Genomic DNA, 26,775 nt, shown 5'->3' on the forward strand with positions numbered 1-26,775 from the left:
TAAGTCATAAAAAAGCCCTGCAGATGCAGGGCTTTTTGATTCTGTCTCTTACATATTAGACAGAATAGAATCGCGTACTTGATCCAATGTTGCATCGATCGACAGCATTACTGCATCAGAACATTGTTTGATTGCAGTATCGGGATCTTTCAGACCGTTACCTGTCACAGTACAAACAATTACTGAGCCTTCAGCAATCTTGCCAGCTTTGATGTCACGAATTGCACCGCCGATAGACGCTGCAGAAGCAGGTTCTACGAATACACCTTCGTACATGGAAAGTAGACGTTGTGCTTCAAGAATTTCAGCATCAGTCAGTTCGTCGAACCAACCTTGAGAATCACGAACAACTGCTTTGGCATGGTTCCAGCTTTGTGGATTACCAATACGGATTGCAGTTGCCACAGTTTCAGGGTTTTCTACTGGCGCACCACGTAGGAACGGTGCAGCACCAGCCGCCTGGTAACCGACCATTGTCGGAAGGCCTTCAGGTTTAGGACCAGTGAACGCATCTGTTGCAGGATCATAAACCACTTGCTCAAACTGATCAGCAGGTTGGTTGGCCACGGCTTCGGTATAACCCATCCAGTGTGCAGTGATGTTACCTGCGTTACCGACAGGTAGGCAGTGGTAGTCAGGTGCACGGCCAAGCTCATCTACGATTTCGTAAGCAATGGTTTTTTGACCTTGCAAACGGTATGGGTTGATTGAGTTCACGATCGTCACAGGTGCTTTATCCGCGATTTCTTTCACCAGACGCATACCGTCATCGAAGTTACCGCGGATTTGCATGGTGATCGCGCCATACATCATCGCTTGTGCCATTTTACCCATGGCAATTTTGCCTTCAGGAATTAACACAAACGCTTTCATGCCTGCACGTGCAGCATAGGCAGCAGCAGCAGCAGAGGTGTTACCTGTAGAGGCACAGATAATCGCTTTTGAGCCTTCTTCAGCGGCTTTGGTCACCGCCATGGTCATACCACGGTCTTTAAATGAACCAGTCGGGTTTAAGCCCTCGTACTTCACATAAATTTCAACATTTTTGCCAATAATGCGCGGAATATTCGCAAGCTTAATCAGTGGTGTATTACCTTCGCCTAGAGAAACAGCAGGGGTAGTTGCAGACACTGGTAAACGGTCGCGATAGCGGTCAACTAAACCAGTATAACGATTGGCATTCGACATGATGATGTTCCAATTGTGTGTAGAGCTTGGTGAGGAGAGTAACCCCCTCAACCCGATTAATTATCAAGCGATTCTAAACGAATTCGCACAATTTCGCCATGAATGACAGGAAGAGCTTGAATTTGCTTTAACGCTTCATCCATTTTCGCTTCCTTGACTGGATCAGTCAGGATCACGATAGGAATAAGGTCTTTTAAGCGAGATTGCTGCATGATGGCATCAATACTAATACCGTTACGGCTCAGAATAGAGGTCACTTCTGCAAGAACGCCGGTTTGATCTTCAGCGTTAATACGGATGTAGTAGCCTGTGGTCATTTCTTCACGAGGAAGAATTGGCAAGTCGCTTAAGCTTTCAAAAGCCAGTTGTGGAATTGTTCCTGCGCCATCCTCAGTGTAAGAGATGTCACGCACGATATCCACCACGTCAGCGACTACAGCAGATGCTGTAGGACCAGCACCAGCACCAGCACCATAGTACAGTGTAGGGCCAACGGCATTGGCTTGTACCAGGACTGCATTTTTCACGCCATTTACATTGGCGATTAGTTGCTCCTCAGGAATCAGGGTCGGGTGAACACGAAGTTCAATCCCTGTTTCTGTACGACGAGCAATACCGAGGTGTTTAATACGGAAACCTAAGTCTTCAGCATATTTTACATCTTGAGCCGTGATTTTGCTGATGCCTTCGGTGAAGACTTTATCAAATTGCAGCGGGATACCAAATGCAATTGATGCAAGTAAGGTTAGTTTATGTGCGGCATCAATACCTTCAACGTCAAAGGTTGGATCTGCTTCAGCATAACCCAGTTCTTGCGCTTCTTTCAGTACATCTTCAAAAGCACGGCCTTTGTCACGCATTTCAGTCAGGATGAAGTTACCTGTACCGTTAATGATGCCCGCCAGCCAATCAATTTTGTTGGCAGCCAAGCCTTCACGCATGACTTTAATAATCGGGATGCCACCTGCTACCGCTGCCTCGTAAGCAATTTGCACAGCGTTGTCATCAGCAAGTTTGAACAGTTCATTACCGTGTTCAGCGAGCAAAGCCTTGTTCGCAGTCACAACCTGTTTGCCATGCAGGATGGCTTCTTTAATGACTTCATAGGCAGGATGAATACCACCCATCACTTCAACCACCACATCAACATCTGGCTGACGTACGATCTCTAGCAGGTCAGCACTTTGCTTGATGCTGTCATCAAGTTCCAGGTCAGGACGCGGACGACGAGTACCCACATAAGTAATTTGAATTTCACGACCGGTGCGACGTTTAATCTCAGCAGCATTTTGTTTTAATAGTTTAAGGGCACCACCACCCACAGTACCAAGACCGAGGATTGCCAGACGAACTGGTTTCACGTCACACTCCAAATATAAACAGTTTTTTACGAGAGCCTAGATCATAGCTAAAAAAACGCGCTGACTCTAGGGTGATCTCAGAATATCTTTATGTATAACATAAAGTAAAATAACTTATTAAAATGAGTTATTTAAGACGGTCCAAAAGTTCAGCAGTCGACATGTATCCGCCCAGGTAAACACCCTCTGAACTATAGACACCCGGGGTACCGTTCACACCGATATTCAGACCCATTTGATATTGATCTTTCACAGGATTTTGACAGGTTGCTGGTGTAATTGATCCACCGGCAATAGCGGTATCAAAGGCAGCACGACGGTCGGCACTACACCAGATTGCTTCCATGGCTGGCATATGCTGCTCACCACGTGGCCATGCGATATAACGTACCTCAATGCCTTTATTGTTCATCTCATCCATCTGTTCGTGGAATTTATGGCAGTACGGGCAGCTAACATCGGTAAAGACATAGATAACATGCTTGGCTTTGTTGCCTTTGGCAGGGTAAATCAACAGGTCTTCGGCTTTTAGTGCTGCAAAGATTTTCTTGTTTACATCGGATTGCAGGGTTTCGCTGACATTATGCAGCTGTTTGTCACCCAGACGGATCACATCACCCTGAATGATGTATTTACCATCACTGGTCGCATAGACAGACGACATGCCTTCCAAGCTAACCCAGAACAGATTTGGTACTTCAGTGGTTTTAACGCCAGTGATTTTTGCCTTAATACCAGCCTTTTTGAAGTGACCTTCCAGGGTTGAAATCAGACGTTGCTGAGCATTACGTTCTGATACGGTAGATGCTTCACCCGTCGCTGGTGCACTTGCAGTTAAAGTATCTGACTTTTTATCGTTTTGATTAGAGTTGGAGCAAGCAGTAAGACTGAAACCTGCAGCAAGCATACATGCGATAAACAGACTGGAGCGGGCAAATGTCATGGATAACCCTTTTTGTTCTTAGATAAAAATAGATGCCTAGCATAACAAAAAAATAGTTTGCAGGTTGAACTTCTCTGTACACGTGGTCAGTTCAGGTTCAGGCCCGTGGATGATGTGACGCATGCAGCTGTTGCATACGCACTTGTGCCACGTGGGTATAAATTTGGGTGGTCGACAGGTCACTATGTCCCAACAGCATCTGCACGACACGTAGATCTGCACCATGATTCAACAGGTGGGTGGCAAAGGCATGACGCAAGGTATGGGGGGAAAGCTCTGCCTGGACACCGGCCTGTAGTGCGTAACGCTTGATCGCATACCAGAAATTCTGTCGGCTCATGATGCCACCATGCTGGGTCAGGAACAGATAGTCGGTTGCTGTCTTGTACAATTGCGGACGTGCTTCATTCAGATATTTCTCGATCCATTCGCAGGCGACCTGCCCCATGGGTACTAATCGTTCTTTGTTGCCTTTACCTACGATACGCAGATAGCCCTGTTTTAGGTTAATCAGTTCCAGTCGCAGGTTGAGTAGTTCTGTCACACGTAATCCACAGGCATAGAGCACTTCCAGCATCGCCCGGTCACGTAAACCTAAGGCAGTATTGATATCCGGTGCATTGATTAGTGCTTCAACATCGGCTTCAGAAAGATCTTTGGGCAGGGCACGTCCCAGTTTTGGTGTCTTGTGTGCAGCAACCGGATTGTCATTTCTCAGCTTTTGTTCACGCAAGAATTTATAAAATGAGCGCAGAGCGGACAAACAGCGTGCAATTGAACGTGGACTTTTTTGCTGTTTGGTCAGCTCAATCAATACATCCGAGACATCATCATGATCCCATTCTGGTAAGGCTTTAGTTAGGTAACTACTGCATTGAATTAAATCAGATAAATAGGCGTTCCGCGTATGAGGACTCACGGTTTGTGCAATCAGATAGTCACGATAGCCGTGCAGAAACTGGGCATTTTCCGGAATCTGGACAGGAGCGGGAATACGGGGTTTTTTATTCAACATAGGATGAAAGAATCTGATCTAAAAAAGCGATAATGAGTATTGATATTCTCCAATGTAGTTTAATTTTATTACAGTGTCGATGTGATATAAGCTAAATCGGTTTGTAATTAATCTTATTTGTTAATTATTCTCATTTGTTTGTATACTGTACAAAATAGTTTAGGAATTTTCGCGGTGCGTTTGTCGGATTTGAAAGTGAAGCAAACAGCTATCATTCGAAAGGTTAATCGAACTACTGATGGCGAGGGCGCTCAACACGATGTCGTGGCGAGTCGCCTGGAAACGTTGGGTTTTGTGCCTGGCACAGAAGTGCAGGTCATTACCAAAGGTATTTTTGGTGGGGATCCGATTTTAATTCAGGTCGGTTTTACCCGTTTTGCCCTGCGTAAGTCAGAGGCAGCCAAAATTGAAATTGAAGCTGGAGTGTCGGCATGAGTGATGCCTTAAGTATTGCCCTTGTCGGTAACCCTAACTGTGGTAAAACTTCATTATTCAACCATTTAACAGGTACGCGTCAAAAGGTCGGCAACTATGCCGGAGTGACAGTAGAACGTAAAGTCGGTCACTTTACTTTGCCATCGGGCAAGGCTGTGCGTGTACTGGATTTACCGGGGACTTATAGTCTGGATGCTACCAGTCCGGATGAAGCGATTACCCGTGATGTTGTACAGGGCAAAATTGCAGATGAAGAACAGCAGGATGCATTCCTGTGTGTGGTCGATGCCACCAATCTGAAACTGCATCTCGGTCTGGTTCTGGAAATGATCCAGCTCGGCCGTCCAGTGTTACTCGTTCTGAACATGATGGACGAAGCACGCCGTCGTGGGATGCAGATCAATACCCAGAAATTGTCCGAGCGTTTAGGTGTACCCGTTGCTGAAACGGTTGCGGTGCGCAAGTCAGGTGTTGAAAACCTGATGAATGCACTGGATCAGGGAAAATATGCTATTCCAGAGACTGAAATGACTGGCTTAAGCGGTGACAGTCATCACAAAGTTGAAAGCATCCTGAAAGATGTGGTGAACTTTGTAGATCAGGAAGACAAGCGTACCGATTTTCTGGATAAAATTTTCCTGCATCCGGTACTCGGTCTGCTTAGCCTAGCGGTGATGATGTTCGTGATCTTCCAGGCGGTATTTGCCTGGGCGGCACCCTTCATGGATGGGATTGAAACCTTCTTCGGCTGGCTCGGTGAGGTAGTCGGAGACAACATTGCCCATCCTTTGCTGAATAGTCTGCTCGTAGATGGGATTATTGCCGGTGCCGGCGGCGTTGTGGTGTTCCTGCCACAGATTCTGATCCTGTTCTTCTTTATCTTGGTATTGGAAGAATCCGGTTATCTGCCACGTGCTGCATTCCTGCTGGATAAATTGATGTACAAAGCCGGTCTTTCTGGTCGTGCCTTCATTCCATTGTTGTCGAGCTTTGCCTGTGCAATTCCGGGCATCATGGCGTCACGTACCATTAGTGATCCACGGGATCGTTTGACCACAATTTTTGTAGCACCCTTGATGACCTGTTCGGCTCGTCTGCCGGTATATGCATTGCTGATTGCCGCATTTATTCCATCACAGTCGGTCTGGGGTATTTTTAACCTGCAAGGCTTGGTGCTGTTTGCTCTGTATATGGCAGGCATTCTAAGTGCGCTGATTGTTTCGTTTGTGTTGAAGTTTTTCAGCAAAGACAAATCAGAGCATATGCTCTTAATGGAGCTGCCAAGTTATCGTTTTCCAGATATCAAGAACGTCTGGATTGGTTTGCTGGATCGCGGCAAGATCTTCTTGAAGCGTGTTGGTGGCATCATCTTCGCATTGTCGATTCTGCTGTGGTTCCTGTGTACCTTCCCGCAACCGCCTGAAGGGGCCACGTTGCCAGATATTGATTATTCTTTTGCCGGGATGATTGGTCATTTTATCCAGCCGATCTTTGCACCGTTAGGCTTTAACTGGCAGATCTGTATTGCGCTGATTCCGGCAATGGCAGCTCGTGAAGTGGTTGTGGCTGCACTGGGTACAGTTTATGCCTTGTCAGCAGTTGATGAAGATGCGATGTCTGAAGGGCTTGCAGCTTTGATTAGCGGTGGCGGTGACTTAGGCTGGACACTGGCAACCGGTTTATCGTTACTGGTCTGGTTTATCTATGCGCCGCACTGTCTGGCAACTTTGGCAACGGTAAAACGTGAAACAGGTTCATGGAAAACTGTGGGCTTTATGACAGTTTATCTGTTTGGTCTGGCATATATCATGTCATTCCTGACTTATCAGATTGCTTCACACTATTTCGGTTAATACTGACTGAAATAGTACAATGAAGGGGAGATTGAAATGATTGAAATTCTGATTGTGACGTCACTGGTGCTTTGGAGTGCAGTGGTGGTATTTAAGAAGGTATTTCCGAATACTTCACGCTCGGTCTTCCTGAAGCTATCCAATGCTTGTGAAGCCCAAGGCTGGCATAAGCTGGCGAAATGGTTAAAACCTGCGATGGCCAGCGGCTGTGGAGGCAATTGTGCCTGTCCGGCATCCGAGCAGCCAGCAGAGAAAAAGCCTGCTCAGCAAGCAGTGAAATGGAAATAATTTTCCAGCAAAATTAAAAGTGAAAAAGCCATCATTTTTATGATGGCTTTTTTATGCAATATACAAAAAAATCTGCAGAAAGATGAAACAGAAAAAGCATTCAAAACGGCAAAGTGCTAACATTTCAAAAGTTTCAAATTAGACCAGAACATGAGGCAAAAATGTTAATACAACGTGGTGGACTTAAGGTCGTTGCAGGACTTGGAATTTCAGGTGTTGCAGCAGTCAATTTCTTATATGACAAGGGCTACCGCGTTGCAGTAACAGACTCCAGGGCAAATCCACCGGGGTATGACCAGATTCCTGCCGAAGTACAAACCAGCTTTGGTAAATTTGACCAGGAATTATTGCTATCAGCAGAAGAAATCGTCATCAGTCCGGGGCTTGATCCGAAACTTCCTGAAATTCAGGCAGCGATTGCCAAAGGTATTCCGGTGGTGAGTGAAATCCAGATTCTGCGCCGTTCTACCGATAAACCCATTGTTGCGATTACCGGTTCAAATGCCAAAAGTACCGTCACCACATTAATTGGTCTGATGGCCGCAGATGCGGGTAAGAAAGTGGCCGTTGGTGGCAACCTTGGCCGTCCTGCGCTGGATCTGACCAAAGATGATCCTGAACTTTATATTTTAGAGCTTTCAAGTTTTCAGCTGGAAACCACGTCGAATCTGAATGCTGAAGTGGCAGTCGTGCTGAATATGAGCGAAGACCATCTGGATCGTCATGGTGACATGATGGGCTACCACACAGCAAAACACCGTATTTTCCAGGGTGTCAAAAAAGTGGTGTATAACCGCGATGATTCACTGACTCGTCCACTGGTTCCGGATGTAACGCCAATGCAAAGCTTTGGTTTAAATGCACCTGATATAAACCAATACGGCGTGTTACGTGACACGGATGGCACGATCTGGTTAGCGCGTGGACGCGAACGTTTATTGAAAAGTTCTGACATGTATATTCAAGGCACGCACAATGTCGCGAATGCTTTGGCCTGTTTGGCTTTAGGTGAAGCAATTGGCTTGCCAATAGACAGCATGCTGGAAACACTAAAAACCTTTAAAGGTTTGGAACATCGCTGTGAATTTGTCAAAGAAGTTAATGGTGTGCGTTATTATAACGACTCTAAAGGTACCAACATCGGTGCGACTCTGGCAGCTTTAGACGGTCTAGGTGCGGCGATCGAAGCACAAGGTGGGAAAGTTGCAATCATTCTCGGTGGTGAGGGCAAAGGCCAGGACTTCACTGCTTTACGTAATTCATTGTCTAAATACGCGAAGGTAGCAGTGTTGATTGGTGTAGATCGTCCAATCATTGAAGCAGCAATTGAAGGAACCACGACACTTGTGCATGCGGAAAGCCTGCAGGAAGCAGTAGAAATCTGCCAGAGCAATACCCAGCCACATGATGTCGTGCTATTGTCTCCGGCATGTGCAAGTTTTGATATGTTCTCAGGCTATCCTGAGCGTGGCCATCAGTTCGTTGCGTATGTCAACGCACTTAATTAAGAACAACAAGGATTCGTGATATGGCTGAGTTTGCTCAGACTGCGATCAATAAAATTACTCAAATCTACGAGCAGTGGCTACCTAAGTTACCCGCTGAAGTTAATCCACGTAATGTGCTGATTTTCTGTGTATTGGCTTTGCTATGTATTGGTTCGATTATGGTGGCATCCGCCTCGATGCCGTATGCAGAACGAATTAATGGCAATGCCTTTCACTACATTACCCGACATGCCATCTCGATTGGGGCTGGGGCAGCAGTCGCCTATGCTACTTATAAGATTCCTTTAAATCGCTGGTTTAACAGTACTTTCTTTTTATGGTTTGTGACCATTCTGCTGCTATTGGCAGTATTACTGGTCGGTACTGAAGTCAATGGTTCCAAGCGCTGGATTCGTCTTGCTGGCTTTACCTTGCAAGCTTCCGAAGTAGCGAAGGTGATGATGGCAATTTTCACCGCAGACTACGTAGTACGTCGTGCTGAAGAGGTACGCAACAAAATTTCCGGTTTGGGGCGCTTAAGTATCATCATGGGGGCAACCATCCTGTTGGTTATGCTTGAGCCGGACTTGGGGGCAACTGTGGTCATCACGTTAACCATGCTTGGGGTATTCTTCCTGGCAGGTGCACCGTGGAACCAGTTTGGTCTGGCCTTCGGCGTCATTATTGGCGCGTTGATCGCTGCAATTGCTTTTGAGCCATATCGTCTGCAGCGTTTCCTGTCTTTCTCGAATCCTTGGGAAGATCCGCTGGGTACGGGTTATCAGCTATCCAATGCGCTCATGGCTTTTGGTCGTGGAGAATGGACGGGTGTCGGTCTGGGACACAGTATTCAGAAAATGTCTTACCTACCTGAAGCGCATACCGATTTTATGCTGGCAATTCTGGGTGAGGAATTCGGTTTTCTGGGCATTGCGATCGTTCTGATTCTGTCTTTCAGCATGATTGTCTGCTGTATTCGCATTGGTCATCGTGCCCTGAAAAACCATTACCTGCGTGCTGGCTATCTAGCATATGGCATCAGTATTATTTTCCTGTTACAGGTTTTAGTGAATGCAGGCATGAACATGGGCATGCTGCCAACCAAGGGTTTGACCCTGCCATTTATCAGTTATGGTGGTTCTTCGCTGATTATGTGTGCCATGATGATCAGCCTGATTCTCAAGATTGATGCCACGACTCGTGAAAGTAATCCAAGCCGTGAGGAATCAAGCTTCTAGATTAGACTGACGGTTCGAGTCAGGCTGGGCATGGTCGAGAACTGTGCTTGGCATGACCGTACCGCAGTGATTGCAGCGCACAAAAGCATCCTTGGCTTTCGACAGGGGAATCAAGGGAATAAAGAATAAGGAAAAATAATTACGCTGCTGTCTCAGCTCGTAACCGGCTCGGGTTCGGCACACTGGACATAAGAACTGACTTTTTTCGATGACTTTGGTTTTCGGTCCAACACCAAAAATAAAAAACATAGACTGACTTCCACCTGAATTTTTCTTTAGCTTAAGCCAAAACAGCCCTTTATAAATAGTAGCCTTGTAGCTCAGTTGTGTGTGGAATCCGTTCGATATTCCATTGTGCCACTGCCTGTTTCAGCATTTTTTCCGGAGTATCCAGTTCAACTTCAGCCTGGTGCAAAGCTTTAAGTACCTGTTTTAATAATTGCGGCGCCTGAGTTAAATCCAGTGCTTGCGCCAGATTCTGTTTAGAGAGTTTCTGACCCTGATCATTCATTGCGAGTGGCAGGTGCATATACTGCAGACGAGGGTAGCCGAGCAATTGGCCTAGATAAATCTGACGTTCGGTATTATCCAGCAGGTCCGCGCCACGTACCACATGAGTTATACCTTGCAGGTAATCATCCACCACGACTGCCAGCTGATAGTTAATGATGCCATCACGGCGCTTCAGGACAAAATCTCCCAGATCATGCTTAAGATTAGAGCAATGATGACCTTGCAACGGATCATCAAAACAGATTTCGACATCTTCAACTTTTAAGCGAATCGCCTGATGTTCGAAAGCTAAGCCTAAATCACGGCAGGTATCCTGATAGATATGATTGGAACCGAGCATCTTGCGCGTACATTGGCAGGCATAGACCAGACCCTGCTGACGTAGCTGTTCAATCACACCATCATAAATGTCCAGGCGGTCTTTTTGAAAAATGATTGCGGCATCGGGATCGAAACCAAAGACATCCATGGCACGAAGAATATGATCTTCACTACCGGGATAAATGCGGGGAATATCGGTGTCTTCAATACGAACCAGCCATTGACCCTGATGGGCACGGGCATCGCAGTAGCTGGCGACTGCAGTAATGAGGGAACCAAAATGTAAAGGGCCGGTTGGCGATGGCGCGAACCGACCTGAGTAGCGAGTTAGCGAAACATCGTTTCGCCGCTGCGCATGAGGAGCATGCTCCGCAAGGGAGCTGTGCTCGGCTGAGGAATTCTCAACAGTCACGATTAACCGTTATTTTGCTTCTCTTTGATTTCAGCAAGAGTCTTACAGTCAATACATAAAGTCGCAGTTGGACGAGCTTCTAAACGACGCAGACCGATTTCGATACCACAAGTTTCACAGAAACCGTAGTCATCATTTTTGATTGCTTCGATAGACTGTTCGATTTTGCGGATCAGTTTACGTTCACGATCACGGGTACGTAGTTCAATCGCAAATTCTTCTTCTTGTGTTGCACGGTCGTTTACATCTGGAAGTGCCGTATTTTCGTCTTGCATGGTATTCAGCGTACGGTCAACTTCAGTCATCAACTCAGCTTTCCAAGCCAGCAGAATCTGGCGGAAGTGCTCAAGCTGACCTTCAGACATGTATTCTTCATTTTTTTTCGGTTGATAAGGTTCGATACCAAATAAGCTAGCAGTAGAACCACCTTCAGTCGTTTTTGGCTTAGATTTGCGCACACGTTTTGTAGCTTTTTCATCTACCACATCAGTTTGTTCATCTAAGACTTGATTTTGGTTGTCATTCGCCATTTAGGGCATTCCTCATCATATGCGTAGGTAACTACGCAAAAAACATGGTGATATGCAAATTTTTATCCACCCTGAAGAAGGATTATCCTCCTATGGGGGTCGTCATCATATAGACTTTTTATGCGTTTTGATAGTCTTTGATGGCGGGATTGTAGATATCACGTTTCCTTTAAGAGCAATAAAGTAAAGCAAAAAAAACAAATTGAAAAGTTAATAACCTGAAATTTCAGTATTAATTTTAGCTTGCTTTAAAACTACCCTTTGAATGTAAGTCTGGTACTCACCATTGTCTTTTAATTGTAATACGCGATAGCCGGGCTGTGCCTGGTCTAAGGCAAAATTTTCGCTCAAGGGTTTGAACTGTACACTGGTTGAAGGGGTAGACAGATAGCGTACGCCCTGCCATTTATTTTCAGAATCCTGATGCACATGTCCAAATAGCACCATTTTGACATTGGTATGTCGTGCAATCACATCTTTCAATGCTTCTGAATTTTTCAGCCGATGCTGGTCAATCCAGTGTGATTGCATCGCAAAAGGATGATGATGACAGGCCACGATCACATACTGCTTGCTATGTTCAAGCAATAACTGTTCCAGCTGATCCAGCTGTTTTTGTTCTACCCAGCCATCGACCCGGCCTTTTACAGCACTGTTGAGCAGAATTAACGTCCAGCAACCAAAGCTAATCGCATGCGCTTCATCACTATTTTTATAAAAAGGGAAAATAGCGAGATAATCATCATGATTACCCGGAATCTGATAATGCGGCACATTCCAGGCCTGCATAAATTGTAAGTAACGTTGATAGGTAGATTCTGCTGCAACCTGGGCCAGATCTCCGGTATGTACCACCGCATCAATATGCGGAAAACGGTGCTGAATGTCGTGTACGACCTCTAAAAAGCTTTGCTCCGGATTCATGCGGGCAAATTCAAGCTCAGGCTGGTCCATCAGATGCGTGTCTGAAATCTGGATGAGCGTCCAGACTTTTTCAGATGCAGGAGTAGAGGTCTGTGTCATCTGATCTACTCCTTTGGATAGGCTGTTGAGATATGTTGCTGTAACCATTGTAATGCCATAATGACGGGCGCATTTTTGAGGCGGTTATAACGGAATAATTCTGGAAGGTGGGCATAATCAAAAATATGCAGCTGGATATTTTCCCCTTCATCCGGCATGCCATGTACACCGCCATGTTCAGGCAGTTCTGCCTGAGCCACATAAAGGTGGAACAGTTCAGAGCAGGCACCCGCTGAAGGATAGAAACTATACAGATGTTGCAACTCCTGGATTTCACAGCCAGATTCTTCCAGTGCTTCACGACGGATGCAGTGCTCTGGAGATTCATCACCATCTAAAACCCCGGCGATGATTTCTAACTGCCATGGGGAATCGGTATCATCCAGTGCACCAATACGGAACTGCTCGATCAAGGCAAATTTTTGTTGTTGGTCATTATAAATCAGCACCCCAGCTGCAGGACGCCGCGCAATCAGTTCACGCTGAATCGGAGGAATATATTCCTTGCTCTCAAAAAGACGATGACTCAGCTGCACTTTTTCGACTTTCACGAATCCTTGATACAGATATTCGCGCTGTTGCAGGTCGACATCATTATAGTTATAGGACGCTTGCTGAATAATCTTCATAAATCAGAAAAGGATGAAAACATTTATTTCATCCTATCTGAGTTTTTAGCAAAAACAACTGATTTTCAGTGGGAATTAGACTTTATGATATAAATTTCGACCACTTTCAATGAAGCTGGTTTTCATGCTGTTAAGACCTGCTTCAACCTCTGGATCGAGCTCTGCTGCCTGCTGTGCATTTTTCTGATTATTCGCATAATCCCGCACATTCTGGGTGATCTTCATCGAACAGAATTTCGGACCACACATCGAACAGAAATGCGCTGACTTGTGTGCCTCTTTCGGCATGGTCTCATCATGCATGCTGCGCGCCGTATCCGGATCCAGACTCAGGTTAAACTGGTCTTCCCAACGGAACTCAAAACGGGCTTTGGATAGGGCATTGTCACGTGCCTGTGCACCCGGATGGCCTTTGGCCAGATCCGCTGCATGCGCGGCAATCTTGTAGGTGATGATACCGTCTTTCACATCCTTTTTATTTGGCAGACCCAAATGTTCTTTTGGCGTCACATAACATAGCATCGCGGTGCCATACCAGCCGATCATCGCGGCACCAATGGCTGAAGTAATATGGTCGTATCCCGGAGCGATATCGGTGGTCAGTGGTCCCAATGTATAGAAAGGCGCTTCTTTGCAGACTTCCAGTTGCAGATCCATATTTTCCTTGATCATATGCATTGGCACATGGCCTGGACCTTCGATCATCACCTGTACATCATGTTCCCAGGCACGATGGGTCAGTTCACCTAAAGTACGTAGCTCGGAGAATTGCGCTTCATCATTGGCATCCTGAATACAGCCCGGACGCAGACCATCACCCAGACTGAATGAGACATCATAGGCTTTCATGATTTCACAGATTTCATCAAAGTGCGTGTACAGGAAGTTTTCCTGATGATGGGCCAGACACCACTGCGCCATGATTGAACCACCACGGGATACAATCCCGGTCAGACGGTTCGCAGTCAGTGGGACATAACGTAATAACACGCCAGCATGAATCGTAAAGTAATCCACGCCCTGTTCGGCCTGCTCAATCAGGGTATCTTTAAAGATTTCCCAGGTCAGGTCTTCGGCTACGCCATTCACTTTTTCCAGCGCTTGATAAATTGGCACAGTACCGATTGGCACAGGGGAGTTACGGATAATCCATTCGCGGGTTTCATGAATATTCTGACCTGTAGACAAATCCATAATCGTGTCAGCACCCCAGCGGGTTGCCCAGGTCATTTTTGAAACTTCTTCTTCAATCGATGAACCCAGTGCCGAGTTACCGATGTTGGCATTAATCTTGACCAGGAAATTACGCCCGATGATCATCGGTTCGCATTCAGGGTGGTTGATATTGGCTGGAATAATGGCACGACCCGCTGCAACTTCCTGACGCACGAATTCTGGTGTGATTTCAGTCAGGTTTTTCGCACCAAAGTTCTGTCCGGCATGCTGGCGCATATCAACACCTTCACGCTGGCGCAGATTTTCACGGATGGCGATGTATTCCATTTCCGGTGTAATAATGCCTTGCTTGGCATAGTGCATCTGGCTGACATTGTGACCGCGTTTGGCACGACGGGGTTTTTGAATATGTGCAAAGCGGATATTGGCAGTACGGATATCGCGTAGGCGCTGGCGACCAAATTCGGAACTTAAGTCTTCTAGTACTTCGCTATCACCACGCTGTTCAATCCAGCTTTCGCGTACATGCGGCAGACCTTTGTTCAGGTCAATCGTGATTGCAGGATCGGTATAAGCACCAGACGTGTCATACACCATTAAAGGTAGATTTTTTTCACCGCCCAGGCCAGTCGGCGTATCTGTCAGTGAGATTTCACGCATTGGCACCTGAATATCAGGGCGTGAACCTTGAATATAGACTTTGCGGGAAGCTGGTAAAATACGGGTGAGATCTCGAGCTTCCTGCTCATGATGAGCATCGGTTGCGGGAGTGGAGAGATTCGTTAATTGGTTCATGGCAATGATCCTTAGAATGACATCAACGAATCAAGCACGACCAAAAACGCAGGCGGATCTATCTTATAGATAGAAAGAGGGCTTTAAGTTTTTAGAGGCTTGATTCCTACGCAGGTCTTAACCTGATCAGGTTCAACGGTACTCACCATCAAATTGCACTCTAAAAGGCTATTTTGGTGATCTCAGCGAGTGATTACTCGCGCTCCGTCAAGCTCAGGCGATCATATAATAGTTAGGGGATAAAAAGTAGACGTGATTCGCTACTTTCTAGCAGAAATATGCAGTAAAGATTTCAGGGAAAAAGGCTGTTATAAACAGATGGCGTCCCTGAAACAGTCTTTTTTATAGTCTTGGGCTGGCATCTGAATTCCGGAATAATGTGCAATCTGTTCCCAGGTTGAACGGTTCTGATATTCGCTGTCAAGCACCTGTTTGCGCTGCTCTTCATTCATATCCAGAAATTCTAGAAAGCGTTGTGCCTTGGAAGTGATGCCACCTTCATTGCCTTTAGACAGACCGATAATGGTTTCCAGATGGCTATGATCAACGGCATAACGATCCCGATAATCCTGGGAAATTGGCGCACTATTCATGCCATGAAACAGGAAATAATTATATTGCTGTAGCAGATATTCAGCATCCTTTTGGTAAGGGCTTTGCGGAAAACGCTTGAGATAATCCTCCCAGTCCAGAATACGCGCAGCAATTTCAGCAGGTTCAATCATTAAGCGTTGTTGCGTGAATACTGGTTCAAGATTCTGCTGAGATAAAGTTTCAATAAAAGCACGTTCTGCTGCCGGGAGATAAGGTGCAAAGATACGAGCCAAATATTCAGGACTACGACGATAAGTCAGTTGCTGTTCTCCTTGCTCCACCACTTCGACATATGCTTGTCCCTTATGTTTAAGCAGGTACTGGTCACGTGCAGTCAGTTCAACAAAATGACTTTGCTGAATGGTCGGATGTTGAGCCATTTCCAGCGCATATTGTTCAAATGCACGTTGCTGGGCTGGTGTTCTTTCAACTTTCAGGAAACGGCTATACATGGCATTGGCATGACGCATCAGGTTTTTTTGCTGTTTATGCTCTAACAGTGGCAGACACACTTTAAGATTCTGATTGATCTGCTCAAGCGCAAAAGTCGTGCGCTGGTCATCAATTTCAGCCATCTGTTTTTCAATATTCTGGCACATTAGGCTAAAATCTTGAGTTGCAGTATTTTTCTTGACACTGGTTTCAGCAGGCTCAATTTCGACCTGCGGCTGTTTGGGCTGCTGACAGGCAAGCATCAGCAACAGCAACAGGGCAAGGCAGCTGGCAACTAAAATTGAGGAAAAACGTGTAGACACTATAACTCTATGCTCTGATACAAATAATGAATAACAGCGGGGAATGCGCCTATTGTATACATCTTGTGCCAACAGACTGTTTAGTATTGTGAAGCTGTTTGTTAAGCTGTTGTCATCGATTCAAAAATGTGAATCAATATAGGATAAGTTCACTTATTTGAATTAAAAAAATTAATAAAAATCATACGTAAGTTTAGGAATAGACAAGTAATATTTGTATCACTTTAAGATTCAAGCATTTGGCTATATTTCGTTATGTATGACGATACAGCAGTTAGGGATTCACATTATAAATGAAGATAAAATTCATCCTTAGTGCCAGCCTATTGTGTTCAAGTTCTGCCGGATGGGCACTGGACTTGGTTGAGGCGTATGAACGTGCCAAACAAAATGATCCAAACTGGCAGGCCAATGTACTGCAATATGAAGCCGACCAGCTGAATCTTGGAATTGCCAGCGGCAATTTACTTCCAACTGTAAGCCTGTCGGGAAATGTGACCCGAAAAAACCAGTCGACTGATAATTCTGGAACACAAGGCTTGCCTGCGGAATTTGGGGAATTACAGGGTTCAAGTACAACCACCCGACAGATTGCTGTGACTGCGCGTCAACCTTTGTTTCGCTGGGATGCCTGGCAAGGCTACAAGCAGGTCAAAACCTCAGTAGAACTGAGTGAAGTCAATTTGCGTCTGCAGAAGCAGCAGCATATTTTGCAGGTAGCGGAAGCTTATTTTAATGTACTGCGTCAGCAATCCCTGACTGGTGCATATTTGCAGGAAGAGCAGGCGCTGGCTGAACAGTTGCGCATGATGAATGCCAAACTCAAAGAAGGTCTGGTTGCACGCAGTGATGTCAGCGAAGCCAATGCCCAATATCAAAGTGCCCAAGCCAACCGAATCGCCACACAAGTACAGTTGGTGTTGGCACAGGAGCAACTGGCGCAGTTAATTGGTCCTTATCAGGATAATCTGGCGGTCCTACGCAATGATTTCCAGTTCCAGAAACCATTACCAGCCAATATCCAGTCCTGGACCGAACTGGCACAAAGCCAGAACCTGGAAATTCTACAGGCTCGTCTGCAAAAACGTTATTCCGAAGATGCCAAACGTGTTGAAGAAGCAGCACGCTATCCGCAAGTTGAAGCAGTGGCAACTTATGGTTATTTGAAACAGACGCCAGAAACCGTTTTATCTTCTAATGGAGACTTTGATCAGGTCGGAGTAGAGGTCAACTGGAATCTGTTTAGCGGTGGCCGTACCAGCAAGAATATCCAAAAAGCAGGGGTGCTGGTGCAGCGTAGCGATGCCCAGCTGGATGCTGCGATGCGTAGAGCCAATACCGATGTGAAACAGTCTTATCTACAGGTGGAAACAGATGAAGCCAAGCTGAATGCCCGCAAGGCGGCAATGGAATCAGCAGAAATTGTTTCCCAAGCATCCCGAGCACAATATCAGGAAGGGCTGAAAGCTATGGTGGATGTGCTGCTGGCACAGCGTAATGCTTTTTCTGCCAAAACTGATTATCTGAATGCTAAGTATGATTACCTGATTCATGTGCTGCAGTTGCAGGCCTCAGTAGGGCAGCTCAATGAACAGCAGCTAGCGGAAATGAATGCCTGGCTAGTAGAATATAACTAAAATCTAGCAAGCTCTTTTGAATAGATTGCCACCCTACTTTCATTATTGCAGTGCTTTAGGACAGGGGGGATTTCTCTCTAATACGGTTCGATGCAGCGTTAATTTTCTAGGTAAATAAAGCTATAAAGAGATGTCGATTTATAGTAAATTTTTATTATAAATTAATAAAAATGAAATCCTAATTATTTGTTTAAGATAGTGAATCATTTAAATGTTAATAATTTTTAAGCAATAAACCAATGTAAAAGTTACAAAAAATATATTTTTTAATAAAAAATAATACAAAAAAGCGTACAATTGTGCGAAATGTGATCCAATCTCCCTTGAAAGTGTGAAGTAGTTCTTGAATTCACGCAGGCATATTTAATGCAGCAGATATTTATATAAGAAAATATCCGCATTTCTTCTGATCACATAATTAATTCTATTTAGGATGGGTTAGGCATCCTATTAAGCAAATTCACGCATTGAAGAAAAAATCTATGATCATAGATGAAAATAAAAAAGCAGGGTCTGGGCTTTACTTTACTGTACAGCTTAAGTTCGTTGTAGCATTTATTGGTGCCTGCTTCTGGGCAGGATTTTCAATATGGATCGCTCAAGATTGGATAGATGATCTGAGTAATTATATTGGTCAATTTGCGGCTATTTTTTTCGTATATGGTATAGCTATTATTCCTGGTTTTATGAATTCATTTGCAGCTTTTAGTCTGCTGATGGATCGAAGACCGAAGCGAGAACCTTTACCCGTTTATCCTGGGATTACAATGCTGGTTGCTGCCTATAATGAAGCTGCCTCAATTAAAGATACACTGGTCAGTATTGCTCTGCAAAAATATCCAGGACCATTACAAGTAATTGTTATCAATGATGGCTCCCAAGATAATACAGCAGATATTGTTCGACAGGCTGAAGCCAAATATCCTTGGCTAGCCTTGCTGGATTTAAAGAAAAATGCAGGTAAAGCCAATGCATTAAATCAAGGTTTAAAAATTGCCGAGCATGATCTTATCATTACTGTTGATGCTGACTCTTACTTACATAAAGTGGCATTAATTAATATTGTTGAGCGCTACAAGTTAGATCCCCCTAATACACGTGCTGTGGCTGGCAAAATTCTGGTGCGTAATTCTCGTGAGAATATGCTTACCAAGGTGCAGGAATGGGATTATTTTCTGGGCATCGCTGCTACTAAACGTTTGCAATCTTTATATCAGGGAACCCTAGTTGCTCAAGGTGCTTTTTCTATTTATGACCGTGATGCATTAATTGAGATGGGAGGGTGGCCTGAATGTGTAGGTGAGGATATTGTGCTGACCTGGGCTTTATTAAAAGCAGGCTATCGTGTTGGGCATTGTGAGGACGCCTGTTTATTTACCAATGCCCCCATGACTCTTAAAGTCTTTGTCAAACAACGTCAGCGTTGGGCACGTGGTATGATCGAAGCCTTTATTAAACATCCCGCTATTTTAATTAAACCAAGATTGTCTACATTTTTTATTCATTGGAATTGATTTTTTCCCTGGTTAGATATTGCTTTTACTTTTGGCTTTATCCCGGGGCTCATCTTGGCATGCTTTGGACACTATTGGATCGTTGGGATTATGACTCTTGCACTATTGCCACTGGCATTCCTACTTGGTCTACTTAATTACAAGATTGAGCGGAGCATGTTCAAAGATTTAGATCTCAAAGTAAGAAAAAATTTTGTTGGTTTCTTACTGTATGTGCTGACCTATAGTTTTCTGCTACAACCCGCCAGTATTTTATGATATCTGGATGAAGTCTTCAGAACAAGAAAAACCTGGGGGACAAAATAAAATGAGAAGTTATAAAATCAGTCTGTATGGTGTTGCTTTAATCATTAGCATGACGAGTACCAGTAATTATGCAGATGTATTACAAGAACAGCAAACTGAAAAAGAGCATGCGGCTGGAACAGAATTCTTTTTCAGTGACGATAGTGAAGGTTTTCAGACTCGTAAATTATCAGCAGAATTTTTGCCTCAATATGAAGATGCCGATCATTATTTAGGGGTACGTGGCAGTGCTTATCAATATAGAGCTGATGACTGGCAACGCGATGGTCAGAAGATCTCATTTATTGGACGTGATATTGAATCTGCTACCGCTAATGGCTGGGTCTTAGAAGCGGGGCTATTCGAGCAAGGTGATCATACTTTATTAACCTTCGATGGTAGTTATCGTACGCCTCTTGCAGAAAAGACAGCTATTGAAGTTTTTGCTAACCGAGATTGGGTTGAAACCCAAGCTGCTTTAGAACATGGAACACATTTTACTTTTGTGGGTGCTGCACTGGATCAAGGTCTGGGAGATCATGTCACCGTAGTAGGAGTAGCGGGTTCACAGCTCTTTTCAGATGATAACCGCCGTGATCATGGACGAGTTAGGCTTATCTATCAGCCTTCACTTGACCTAGGCCTGACATTGCAAGCCCGATATCGCACTTATCGCAGTAGTGAGACGGATGTAGGGGGCGAGTACTTCAATCCGAAAGATTATCAAGAAAGCATGTTTGCTATTGGCTGGCGTAAACGTATTTCCGGATGGACCACCGGTATTACTGCCGGGCTAGGCCGTGAAAAAATTAATGATGATGCTAGTCAGAACACACGATTATTTGAATTGAACTTACAAAGTCCTGTACGTAGTGAGCAGTTTTTACGCCTGAATGCCGGATATAACCGCAGTGCTTCTTTCTATGGGCCAGATTATAACTATCGTTATGTTCGAGGTGAGTGGATTTTACGCTTTTAGGCAAAGTGAACTGGTTTGCTGAATAGCGGTCTATTAGGCCGCTTTTTCTTTAGATCTATGTTTGAGGGAATAGAACTTTTTCAGCTTTTTAACTATGTGTTTCCTCTTCTGCATCTTCCTCAAAGGTCTTCGCAATCTTTTCAATATTGAGGCTCTTTGCCATCGCGTCAAAGATTTGCTTATACACGCCGTCCTGATGATAAAGCTGATCATGCTCGCCATGTTCAGCAATCGCGCCTTCTTTCATCACGTAGGTATAATCCGCATCAATAATCTGCGACAGGCTATGCGAGATAATAATCACGGTACGACCTTGCTTGATCTGATCCAGACTCTGCTTGATCTGTTCAGCAGCAATGGCATCCAGGCTGGCAGTCGGTTCATCCAGAAAAATAATCGGCGGATTTTTCAGGAACATGCGTGCCAAGGCAATGCGCTGCTGCTGTCCACCAGAAAGCTGCAAGGCATCGGAATCATAACCATTGGGCAACTGTAAGATCTGTTCATGAATCGAAGCTTTCTGTGCGGCCTCAATGACATCTTGCATACTGGCACTGGTCCTGCCATAACGGATATTGTCAAAAATCGTGCCCTGAAAAATATGATTTTTCTGTAGAACCAAGCCAATATGATCACGTAAATACTGGGTGTCATAATCCTGAAGATCAATACCATCCAAGGTGATCTTGCCTTGCTGCGGTTCATAAAATTTATCCAGTAAACTAATCAAAGTCGATTTACCCGCACCCGATAAACCGACCAGCGCAGTGATCTTGTTAGGGCGGATTTCCATGTTGATATCTTTTAGGGCATGGTGTCCATTCGGATAATAGAATTCGACATGGCTCAGCTGAAATTTGCCCTGAATAGGTGGTTTCTGCTGTCCACTGGATTCAATTTCATGATCTGCTTCCAGAATATTAAAGAAGCTCTCGGAATAGATCATGGCATCATTAACTTCATCATAAATCCGGTGCAATGAACGGATCGGTGCCGAGACATTATTAAACAGCAGCACGTGATACATGATCATGCCAATACTCATCTGACCAGCAAGCACAAAATAAGCGGTCAGAATAATGATAAGGACGATGCCAATCTGCTCAATAAAGGTTTTCAGACCATCAAACAGAAAACTGGTTTGACGGGTTTTCATCTGATTATCGGTCAGTTCACGCTGTAGGTCGAGCTGCTTTTCGGACTCAATCGACTCACGGTTAAAGGATTTAATTACGGTTATCGAGTTAATAATACTGAGAATGCCCTGACTCTTTTTCTCGCGACCGTCTCTTAAACTACGGCGCCAGCCGCCCAGTTTTTGCGCCTGTTTGTAGGTCAGCCAGAAGTAAATTGGTACAATCGCCGTGGCTACCATCCCCACATAAATATTGGCATAGTACATCAGGCCCAAAGCTACAATCGCGCTGGTAAATAGCGGCAGGATATCAATAAAGAAGATCTGCACCAGACGCGTCAGTGAGCTAATACCACGGTCAATACGGGTTTGCAATTTGCCGGCCTGGTTATTGTCCTGATTAAAAAAAGCCAATCGATAGGTCAGAAACTTTTCAATAATGCCTTGTGCCAGATCCTGAGATACAAAAATTCGCAACTTTTCCCCATAGAATTTTTGTCCAAACTGCACGAAAGCATTAATCACTTCTTTCACCAGCAAGATCGCTGAAATGGTAATCAGGATATGCCAGCCCTCATTCAGTCCTTCACCTGCTTCAAGCAGCTTATTGATACTGTCGACTGCATATTGCAAAGTGATCGCGTTGACCTGAGCGGTAAATGAACCGATCAGGGTCAATATCAGGGTCGCAATCACCAGCAGCCGGTAAGGACGGACAAAGGGACGCAGCTTGTGAAAGAGTTGCCAAAGATCCATGCAGTATTATTTTTATTGTGAAAGTTAAAACAAGTTTATGCCCCTGAATGATCATTCACAAGAAGCTGATTTGTATTGATTTGTGCAATTTTAGTTGTGTGCAGAAAGCGAAAATGACAGGATAAAAGCTCTAAAGAGAATGAAACTGACATGACACTGGATTTGTTTTCGCCCCAGCCTCAAACCAATCTTTTGCCCTGTGACGGGGTAGTAGAAGACCATGGTCTGATTTTAAATGGAGAGCAAAGTCAGAAATATCTCGACTATTTTTTGCAGCATCTGGCTTGGGAGCAGGATGAGGTTTTCCTTTTTGGCAAGCACCATGTCACTGCCCGTAAAATTGCCTGGTATGGTGATGCAAATTACCAATACCATTATTCGGGCAGCTTGAAGAAAGCCCATATCTGGCAGCCAGCATTATTGAGATTGAAACAGCATATTGAACAGCAGGTAGGTCATCCCTTTAATTCCTGTCTGGCCAACCTGTATGAACATGGTCAGCAGGGCATGGGCTGGCATAGTGATAATGAAGCCAGTTTGATGTCAAAACAGCATGAAACTGTCATTGCTTCTTTAAGTTTTGGTGCTACCCGCAAAATGCGTTTTAAACATAACTATACTGGGGATCTGGTAGAGTTGCTGCTTCAAAGTGGGCAGCTGATTGTGATGCGTGGGCAAACCCAGCAGTTCTGGAAACATCAAATTACCAAGACCACTAAAGTCATTACACCAAGGATCAATCTGACCTTTCGCTATTTTTATCCCGAAAATTAGAGATATAGAAGGAGCAAGATTACATGCGTATTTATTTAAGATTTCTTGTTTCGCCTATCCATTTAGAAAAGTATCCATTTGGATGCTTTTTATTTTAAGGATTCACTCCGACCGGATGTCGATACCAGCTTTCAATAAATAGCGCTGCTGCAATACTGTCAGCCGCTAACTTTTTAGCTCGACCTTGAGTCTGATAACTCTCTAATTCATCCCGCGCTTCACGTGTAGTGAGACGTTCATCGACCATCAAGGTTTCAATATTGGTTTGATGACGTAAACGGCGGGCAAATTTGCGTGCACGCGCAGAAAGTTCAGATTCTGTATCATCCATATTCAGCGGCAGGCCGACTAAAAATAAAGTCGGTTGATATTGCTTGACAATTTTCAGTAGTGTATCCCAGTTGGGAATTCCATCTTTCATGGGAAATAAAGCAAGAGGGTTGGCACTTTCAATCAGGGATTGTCCAACCGCCATGCCCATTTTTTGTGTACCAAAGTCAAACGCCATAATCATCTGTGGCGCGTTTACATCAGGCATGTCCAATCTCAGAAGACAACCAGTTTCGATCTACGCCCATCTTTTTATAGGCAGCATCCCAACGGTCGTCATAAGGTAAATTAAAAATTAAATCCATATCCGATTCACAGATCAGCCACTCACCTTTAGCAATTTCTTTTTCCAACTGGCCTTTACCCCAGCTAGCATAGCCAAGTGCAATCTGGTAACGTCCGACACCTTGGTTATGGGCGATGGCATCTAGAATATCCTTGGATGTGGTAATACAGACATTTTCACCGACGGCAATTGAAGAATGCCAGGTAGGCTGACCGGTGTGCAGCACAAAACCGGCTTCAGGTCGCAATGGGCCCCCTTGCAACACTTCATGAGGATTGACATTATCTGCTTCGATTTCAAGATCATTCAATAATTCTTTGATCTGAATGCCTGCAGGTCGATTGATAATGATGCCTTGCGCTCCATCTTCGTCATGTCGTGCGAGATAAATGACCGTGTTGGCAAAAAAATCGTCACGCATTTCTGGTGGAGCAATCAGACAACGGTGTGTCAAATATTGTTTGTTCACCGAAAAGCTTCTCCTTAAAATCAATTTCTTGGCAAAGAAATCGTGTGATCTTCACCTTTAACTTACTAGAGCTTTGTTAATTCACCAACAGTTTTTTGTGAGCATTGTAATATTTTTAAACATGCTGAAACTTTAACTGACGTAACTGACGCGCGTGTTGCAGTGTTGTTTCATTAATTTCCACACCGCCTGTCATTCGTGCAAGCTCTTGAATACGTTCATCTTCTTCTAGATCAAGAATTGTGCTGCTAGCCGGATCGGTTTGCTGCTTTTTCACCAGCAGATGCTGATCAGACTGTGCTGCGACCTGTGCCTGATGAGTGATACACAGAATTTGTACATGCTGCGCCAGATCGGCTAACAGACGTCCCACAATTTCCGCCGTGCCCCCACTGATGCCAACATCAATCTCATCAAAGACCAGAACTTCAGCTTCAGTTTTTTCAGCATTCATCACTTGCATTACCAGTGCAATACGGGACAGTTCACCACCGGATGCCACACGTGCCAGCGGCTGTGCCGGAATACCTTTATTGGCAGTAAATAACAACTGAATAAAGCTCAAGCCTTCACTGTTTGGTTCATCGAGTGGTTCAAATTTAAATTCAAAATAAGCTTCTGGCAGGGCAAGCTGTTTGACCTGTTCCGTCAGTTGTTTCGCCAATGGACCAGCTGCTTCACGACGAATCTCATCCAGATGCCGTGCTTTGGCCAGAAACTCCTGATAAGACAATTCGACTTGTTCCGCCAGTGTTTCTGGATCTTCGAGCTGATGCAATTGCGCTAGTTCAGCCTGCCAGGTTTCATACTCTTCCTTTAATAATTCAGGTTGGGTACGGTATTTACGTGCCAGACGGTGAAACACTTCAAGTTGTGAATTCAGCTCTTCCATACGTTCAGGATCAAAACTTTGACGATCCATAAAATGACGCAGGTTGGCTGTAGCATCTTCAATTTCACTCTGCGCATTGAGCAAAGAAGTGTGGATTTCAGAAAGCTGCTCACTACGACCAGCATGGGATTCTACACGACGCAGTATAGAGGAAAGCTCCTGATTAATATTCTGTTCCGCTTCATCCAGGCCATTCAGACTATAGACACAGTCCTGCATGATCGCTTCATGATGAGAGAGACGATCAAATTCCTGTTCAATTTCCTGATAATCAATCTGTACTACATCTTCAAGTTCTTCGAGCTGTAGTTCCAGTGTTTCCATGCGCTGTTTACGGGTGGCTTGAGCATCAAGCGCTGCCTGATGCTGGCGGATATTTTTATGCCAAGTACTGTATGCATCACGAACTGCCTGGGCGGGCTCATAAAAATTATAATAACGGTCCAACCAGTGTTTCGGGTAAGGCGGCTCCAGTAGCTGTTGCTGGCTGTGCTGGCTATACAGTTGTACCAGTAAACGGCCAATTTCTTTCAGTTCAGACAGACTGCTTGGACGGCCATTAATCCATGCCTTGCTACGTCCCGTAGCAAAAATCACCCGACGCAGATGGATTTCACCCGACTCATCATCCAGTTCATGCTCTTTAAGCCAAAGCGCTTCGGGACTATTGTCCTGATAACTGAAGGTTGCTGTCACATCGGCTTTTTCTGAACCATAGCGCACATAGTTGGTGTCGGTGCGTTCACCCAGACAGGCCGAGAGAGCGTCCAGCAATAAAGACTTACCAGCGCCGGTCTCGCCGGTGAGCACGTTAAAACCTTGATGAATATCAATGGCTAGGTGGTCAGCTAAGGCAAAGTTGATCAGAGTTAAATGTGTCAGCATACACGCATCCAAGCTGCGAAAAGTTTGATTGAAATCAAGTAGGATCTGATATGCATCAGATCATGTATGTCATTATAAATCAGGATGAAACCCTTTGATTCTATCTTATATTACGGTCAATGATACAAGCAGATTTTGTAGTATTGTCAGTATGCACGACTAAAGCAGGTCAATCTTCCCATAAAAGTGATTACTCCCTACAGTTCAGCGAATCCTACTAAATTTGATTTTGCATTGCAGAATTGTTCATCCTCCTTTAAATCACTTTATTTTATAT

Annotated in this window: 25 protein-coding genes and 1 riboswitch; of the genes, 10 read left to right on the forward strand and 15 right to left on the reverse strand. The window is 44.7% G+C overall.

The genetic code is table 11. The features are described 5' to 3' along the window. Positions 1-48: 48 nt before the first annotated feature. The 4 genes from thrC to xerD all read right to left on the reverse strand — a co-directional run bounded on the left by thrC (position 49) and on the right by xerD (position 4,507). Entirely contained in the window at positions 49-1,188 is a 1,140-nt protein-coding gene (gene thrC, locus C3420_RS00235) for a threonine synthase (RefSeq protein WP_004810136.1), read from the reverse strand. Positions 1,189-1,244: 56 nt separating this feature from the next. Then, the gene (locus C3420_RS00240; RefSeq protein ID WP_004810134.1) at positions 1,245-2,549 is read right to left on the reverse strand and encodes a homoserine dehydrogenase; all 1,305 of its coding nucleotides are present in this window, start codon (positions 2,547-2,549) and stop codon (positions 1,245-1,247) included. 127 nt (positions 2,550-2,676) lie between these two features. Further along, the gene (locus C3420_RS00245) at positions 2,677-3,492 is read right to left on the reverse strand and encodes a DsbC family protein (RefSeq protein WP_103799971.1); all 816 of its coding nucleotides are present in this window, start codon (positions 3,490-3,492) and stop codon (positions 2,677-2,679) included. A gap of 97 nt (positions 3,493-3,589) precedes the next feature. Continuing rightward, the gene (gene xerD, locus C3420_RS00250) at positions 3,590-4,507 is read right to left on the reverse strand and encodes a site-specific tyrosine recombinase XerD (protein ID WP_103799972.1); all 918 of its coding nucleotides are present in this window, start codon (positions 4,505-4,507) and stop codon (positions 3,590-3,592) included. Positions 4,508-4,681: 174 nt separating this feature from the next. Here xerD and C3420_RS00255 point away from each other — a divergent pair, with 174 nt between their 5' ends. From C3420_RS00255 to ftsW, 5 genes are all read left to right on the forward strand, one after another. Then, the gene (locus tag C3420_RS00255) at positions 4,682-4,942 is read left to right on the forward strand and encodes a FeoA family protein (protein WP_004810128.1); all 261 of its coding nucleotides are present in this window, start codon (positions 4,682-4,684) and stop codon (positions 4,940-4,942) included. Next, positions 4,939-6,795: a ferrous iron transporter B gene (gene feoB / locus C3420_RS00260; RefSeq protein ID WP_103799973.1), complete on the forward strand. Its 1,857-nt coding sequence runs from the start codon at positions 4,939-4,941 to the stop codon at positions 6,793-6,795. The genes C3420_RS00255 and feoB overlap by 4 nt, the downstream gene beginning before the upstream one ends. A 36-nt stretch (positions 6,796-6,831) precedes the next feature. After that, positions 6,832-7,083 (forward strand): DUF6587 family protein, encoded by a 252-nt coding sequence (locus C3420_RS00265; protein ID WP_076754561.1) that lies wholly within the window; start codon positions 6,832-6,834, stop codon positions 7,081-7,083. A gap of 161 nt (positions 7,084-7,244) precedes the next feature. Further along, a complete protein-coding gene (gene murD, locus C3420_RS00270; protein WP_103799974.1) occupies positions 7,245-8,591 on the forward strand; it encodes a UDP-N-acetylmuramoyl-L-alanine--D-glutamate ligase in 1,347 nt (448 codons plus the stop codon). 20 nt (positions 8,592-8,611) lie between these two features. Next, a complete protein-coding gene (gene ftsW, locus C3420_RS00275; RefSeq protein WP_004810120.1) occupies positions 8,612-9,808 on the forward strand; it encodes a putative lipid II flippase FtsW in 1,197 nt (398 codons plus the stop codon). On the opposite strand, the gene C3420_RS00280 is transcribed toward ftsW, so the two are convergent. From C3420_RS00280 to C3420_RS00310, 7 genes are all read right to left on the reverse strand, one after another. Beyond that, on the reverse strand, positions 9,797-10,057 hold the full coding sequence (locus tag C3420_RS00280) for a zinc ribbon domain-containing protein (protein WP_004896373.1): 261 nt from the start codon (positions 10,055-10,057) through the stop codon (positions 9,797-9,799). The genes ftsW and C3420_RS00280 overlap by 12 nt on opposite strands. A 49-nt stretch (positions 10,058-10,106) precedes the next feature. Beyond that, positions 10,107-11,054 (reverse strand): tRNA glutamyl-Q(34) synthetase GluQRS, encoded by a 948-nt coding sequence (gene gluQRS, locus C3420_RS00285; protein ID WP_103799975.1) that lies wholly within the window; start codon positions 11,052-11,054, stop codon positions 10,107-10,109. A gap of 2 nt (positions 11,055-11,056) precedes the next feature. Further along, positions 11,057-11,584: an RNA polymerase-binding protein DksA gene (gene dksA, locus C3420_RS00290; protein ID WP_004810113.1), complete on the reverse strand. Its 528-nt coding sequence runs from the start codon at positions 11,582-11,584 to the stop codon at positions 11,057-11,059. Positions 11,585-11,794: 210 nt separating this feature from the next. Then, positions 11,795-12,607 carry a 3',5'-cyclic-AMP phosphodiesterase gene (gene cpdA, locus C3420_RS00295; protein WP_103799976.1) on the reverse strand — a complete coding sequence of 271 codons (813 nt, stop codon included), beginning with the start codon at positions 12,605-12,607 and terminating at the stop codon, positions 11,795-11,797. 5 nt (positions 12,608-12,612) lie between these two features. Next, positions 12,613-13,236: an NUDIX domain-containing protein gene (locus C3420_RS00300; RefSeq protein ID WP_004896367.1), complete on the reverse strand. Its 624-nt coding sequence runs from the start codon at positions 13,234-13,236 to the stop codon at positions 12,613-12,615. Positions 13,237-13,311: 75 nt separating this feature from the next. Further along, on the reverse strand, positions 13,312-15,207 hold the full coding sequence (gene thiC / locus C3420_RS00305; RefSeq protein WP_004810108.1) for a phosphomethylpyrimidine synthase ThiC: 1,896 nt from the start codon (positions 15,205-15,207) through the stop codon (positions 13,312-13,314). Between the two features lie 86 nt (positions 15,208-15,293). Further along, positions 15,294-15,424, reverse strand: a riboswitch (TPP riboswitch). A 91-nt stretch (positions 15,425-15,515) separates the two neighbouring features. Further along, complete coding sequence (locus C3420_RS00310) at positions 15,516-16,556, reverse strand: hypothetical protein (RefSeq protein ID WP_048881739.1); 1,041 nt, start codon at positions 16,554-16,556, stop codon at positions 15,516-15,518. Positions 16,557-16,849: 293 nt separating this feature from the next. On the opposite strand from C3420_RS00310, the gene C3420_RS00315 reads away from it, so the two are divergent. From C3420_RS00315 to C3420_RS00325, 4 genes are all read left to right on the forward strand, one after another. After that, on the forward strand, positions 16,850-18,193 hold the full coding sequence (locus C3420_RS00315; protein WP_048881740.1) for a TolC family outer membrane protein: 1,344 nt from the start codon (positions 16,850-16,852) through the stop codon (positions 18,191-18,193). A 482-nt stretch (positions 18,194-18,675) separates the two neighbouring features. After that, positions 18,676-19,707, forward strand: a complete 1,032-nt coding sequence (locus C3420_RS00320; protein WP_228152920.1) for a glycosyltransferase — start codon at positions 18,676-18,678, stop codon at positions 19,705-19,707. Between the two features lie 90 nt (positions 19,708-19,797). Continuing rightward, positions 19,798-19,965 (forward strand): hypothetical protein, encoded by a 168-nt coding sequence (locus C3420_RS17525; protein ID WP_228152921.1) that lies wholly within the window; start codon positions 19,798-19,800, stop codon positions 19,963-19,965. Positions 19,966-20,014: 49 nt separating this feature from the next. Continuing rightward, on the forward strand, positions 20,015-20,971 hold the full coding sequence (locus tag C3420_RS00325; RefSeq protein ID WP_228152922.1) for a hypothetical protein: 957 nt from the start codon (positions 20,015-20,017) through the stop codon (positions 20,969-20,971). A gap of 88 nt (positions 20,972-21,059) precedes the next feature. Here the strand turns inward: C3420_RS00325 and C3420_RS00330 are convergent, their stop codons facing one another. Further along, complete coding sequence (locus C3420_RS00330) at positions 21,060-22,862, reverse strand: ABC transporter ATP-binding protein (protein ID WP_103799978.1); 1,803 nt, start codon at positions 22,860-22,862, stop codon at positions 21,060-21,062. A gap of 150 nt (positions 22,863-23,012) precedes the next feature. Here C3420_RS00330 and C3420_RS00335 point away from each other — a divergent pair, with 150 nt between their 5' ends. Continuing rightward, a complete protein-coding gene (locus C3420_RS00335) occupies positions 23,013-23,636 on the forward strand; it encodes an alpha-ketoglutarate-dependent dioxygenase AlkB family protein (protein WP_103799979.1) in 624 nt (207 codons plus the stop codon). A 94-nt stretch (positions 23,637-23,730) separates the two neighbouring features. On the opposite strand, the gene ruvX is transcribed toward C3420_RS00335, so the two are convergent. From ruvX to recN, 3 genes are all read right to left on the reverse strand, one after another. Then, on the reverse strand, positions 23,731-24,174 hold the full coding sequence (gene ruvX, locus C3420_RS00340) for a Holliday junction resolvase RuvX (RefSeq protein WP_004810094.1): 444 nt from the start codon (positions 24,172-24,174) through the stop codon (positions 23,731-23,733). Beyond that, the gene (locus tag C3420_RS00345) at positions 24,167-24,721 is read right to left on the reverse strand and encodes a YqgE/AlgH family protein (protein ID WP_004810091.1); all 555 of its coding nucleotides are present in this window, start codon (positions 24,719-24,721) and stop codon (positions 24,167-24,169) included. Before C3420_RS00345 ends, ruvX begins: the two co-directional genes overlap by 8 nt. A 115-nt stretch (positions 24,722-24,836) precedes the next feature. After that, a complete protein-coding gene (recN, locus tag C3420_RS00350) occupies positions 24,837-26,498 on the reverse strand; it encodes a DNA repair protein RecN (protein WP_103799980.1) in 1,662 nt (553 codons plus the stop codon). Positions 26,499-26,775 lie beyond the last annotated feature (277 nt).

The organism is Acinetobacter sp. ACNIH3, assembly GCF_002918965.1.
In the GTDB taxonomy this organism is placed as follows: domain Bacteria; phylum Pseudomonadota; class Gammaproteobacteria; order Pseudomonadales; family Moraxellaceae; genus Acinetobacter; species Acinetobacter schindleri.

Bases quoted from the DNA above. Each gene is read 5' to 3' on its own strand.
- C3420_RS00300 (WP_004896367.1), bottom strand. From the start codon at position 13,236: ATGAAGATTATTCAGCAAGCGTCCTATAACTATAATGATGTCGACCTG.
- xerD (WP_103799972.1), bottom strand. From the start codon at position 4,507: ATGTTGAATAAAAAACCCCGTATTCCCGCTCCTGTCCAGATTCCGGAA.
- C3420_RS00320 (WP_228152920.1), top strand. From the start codon at position 18,676: ATGATCATAGATGAAAATAAAAAAGCAGGGTCTGGGCTTTACTTTACT.
- thiC (WP_004810108.1), bottom strand. From the start codon at position 15,207: ATGAACCAATTAACGAATCTCTCCACTCCCGCAACCGATGCTCATCAT.
- recN (WP_103799980.1), bottom strand. From the start codon at position 26,498: ATGCTGACACATTTAACTCTGATCAACTTTGCCTTAGCTGACCACCTA.
- feoB (WP_103799973.1), top strand. From the start codon at position 4,939: ATGAGTGATGCCTTAAGTATTGCCCTTGTCGGTAACCCTAACTGTGGT.
- C3420_RS00330 (WP_103799978.1), bottom strand. From the start codon at position 22,862: ATGGATCTTTGGCAACTCTTTCACAAGCTGCGTCCCTTTGTCCGTCCT.
- thrC (WP_004810136.1), bottom strand. From the start codon at position 1,188: ATGTCGAATGCCAATCGTTATACTGGTTTAGTTGACCGCTATCGCGAC.
- ruvX (WP_004810094.1), bottom strand. From the start codon at position 24,174: ATGCCTGATGTAAACGCGCCACAGATGATTATGGCGTTTGACTTTGGT.
- C3420_RS00325 (WP_228152922.1), top strand. From the start codon at position 20,015: ATGAGAAGTTATAAAATCAGTCTGTATGGTGTTGCTTTAATCATTAGC.
- murD (WP_103799974.1), top strand. From the start codon at position 7,245: ATGTTAATACAACGTGGTGGACTTAAGGTCGTTGCAGGACTTGGAATT.
- ftsW (WP_004810120.1), top strand. From the start codon at position 8,612: ATGGCTGAGTTTGCTCAGACTGCGATCAATAAAATTACTCAAATCTAC.
- C3420_RS00245 (WP_103799971.1), bottom strand. From the start codon at position 3,492: ATGACATTTGCCCGCTCCAGTCTGTTTATCGCATGTATGCTTGCTGCA.
- cpdA (WP_103799976.1), bottom strand. From the start codon at position 12,607: ATGACACAGACCTCTACTCCTGCATCTGAAAAAGTCTGGACGCTCATC.
- dksA (WP_004810113.1), bottom strand. From the start codon at position 11,584: ATGGCGAATGACAACCAAAATCAAGTCTTAGATGAACAAACTGATGTG.
- C3420_RS00315 (WP_048881740.1), top strand. From the start codon at position 16,850: ATGAAGATAAAATTCATCCTTAGTGCCAGCCTATTGTGTTCAAGTTCT.
- C3420_RS17525 (WP_228152921.1), top strand. From the start codon at position 19,798: ATGACTCTTGCACTATTGCCACTGGCATTCCTACTTGGTCTACTTAAT.
- C3420_RS00280 (WP_004896373.1), bottom strand. From the start codon at position 10,057: ATGTTTTTTATTTTTGGTGTTGGACCGAAAACCAAAGTCATCGAAAAA.
- C3420_RS00335 (WP_103799979.1), top strand. From the start codon at position 23,013: ATGACACTGGATTTGTTTTCGCCCCAGCCTCAAACCAATCTTTTGCCC.
- C3420_RS00265 (WP_076754561.1), top strand. From the start codon at position 6,832: ATGATTGAAATTCTGATTGTGACGTCACTGGTGCTTTGGAGTGCAGTG.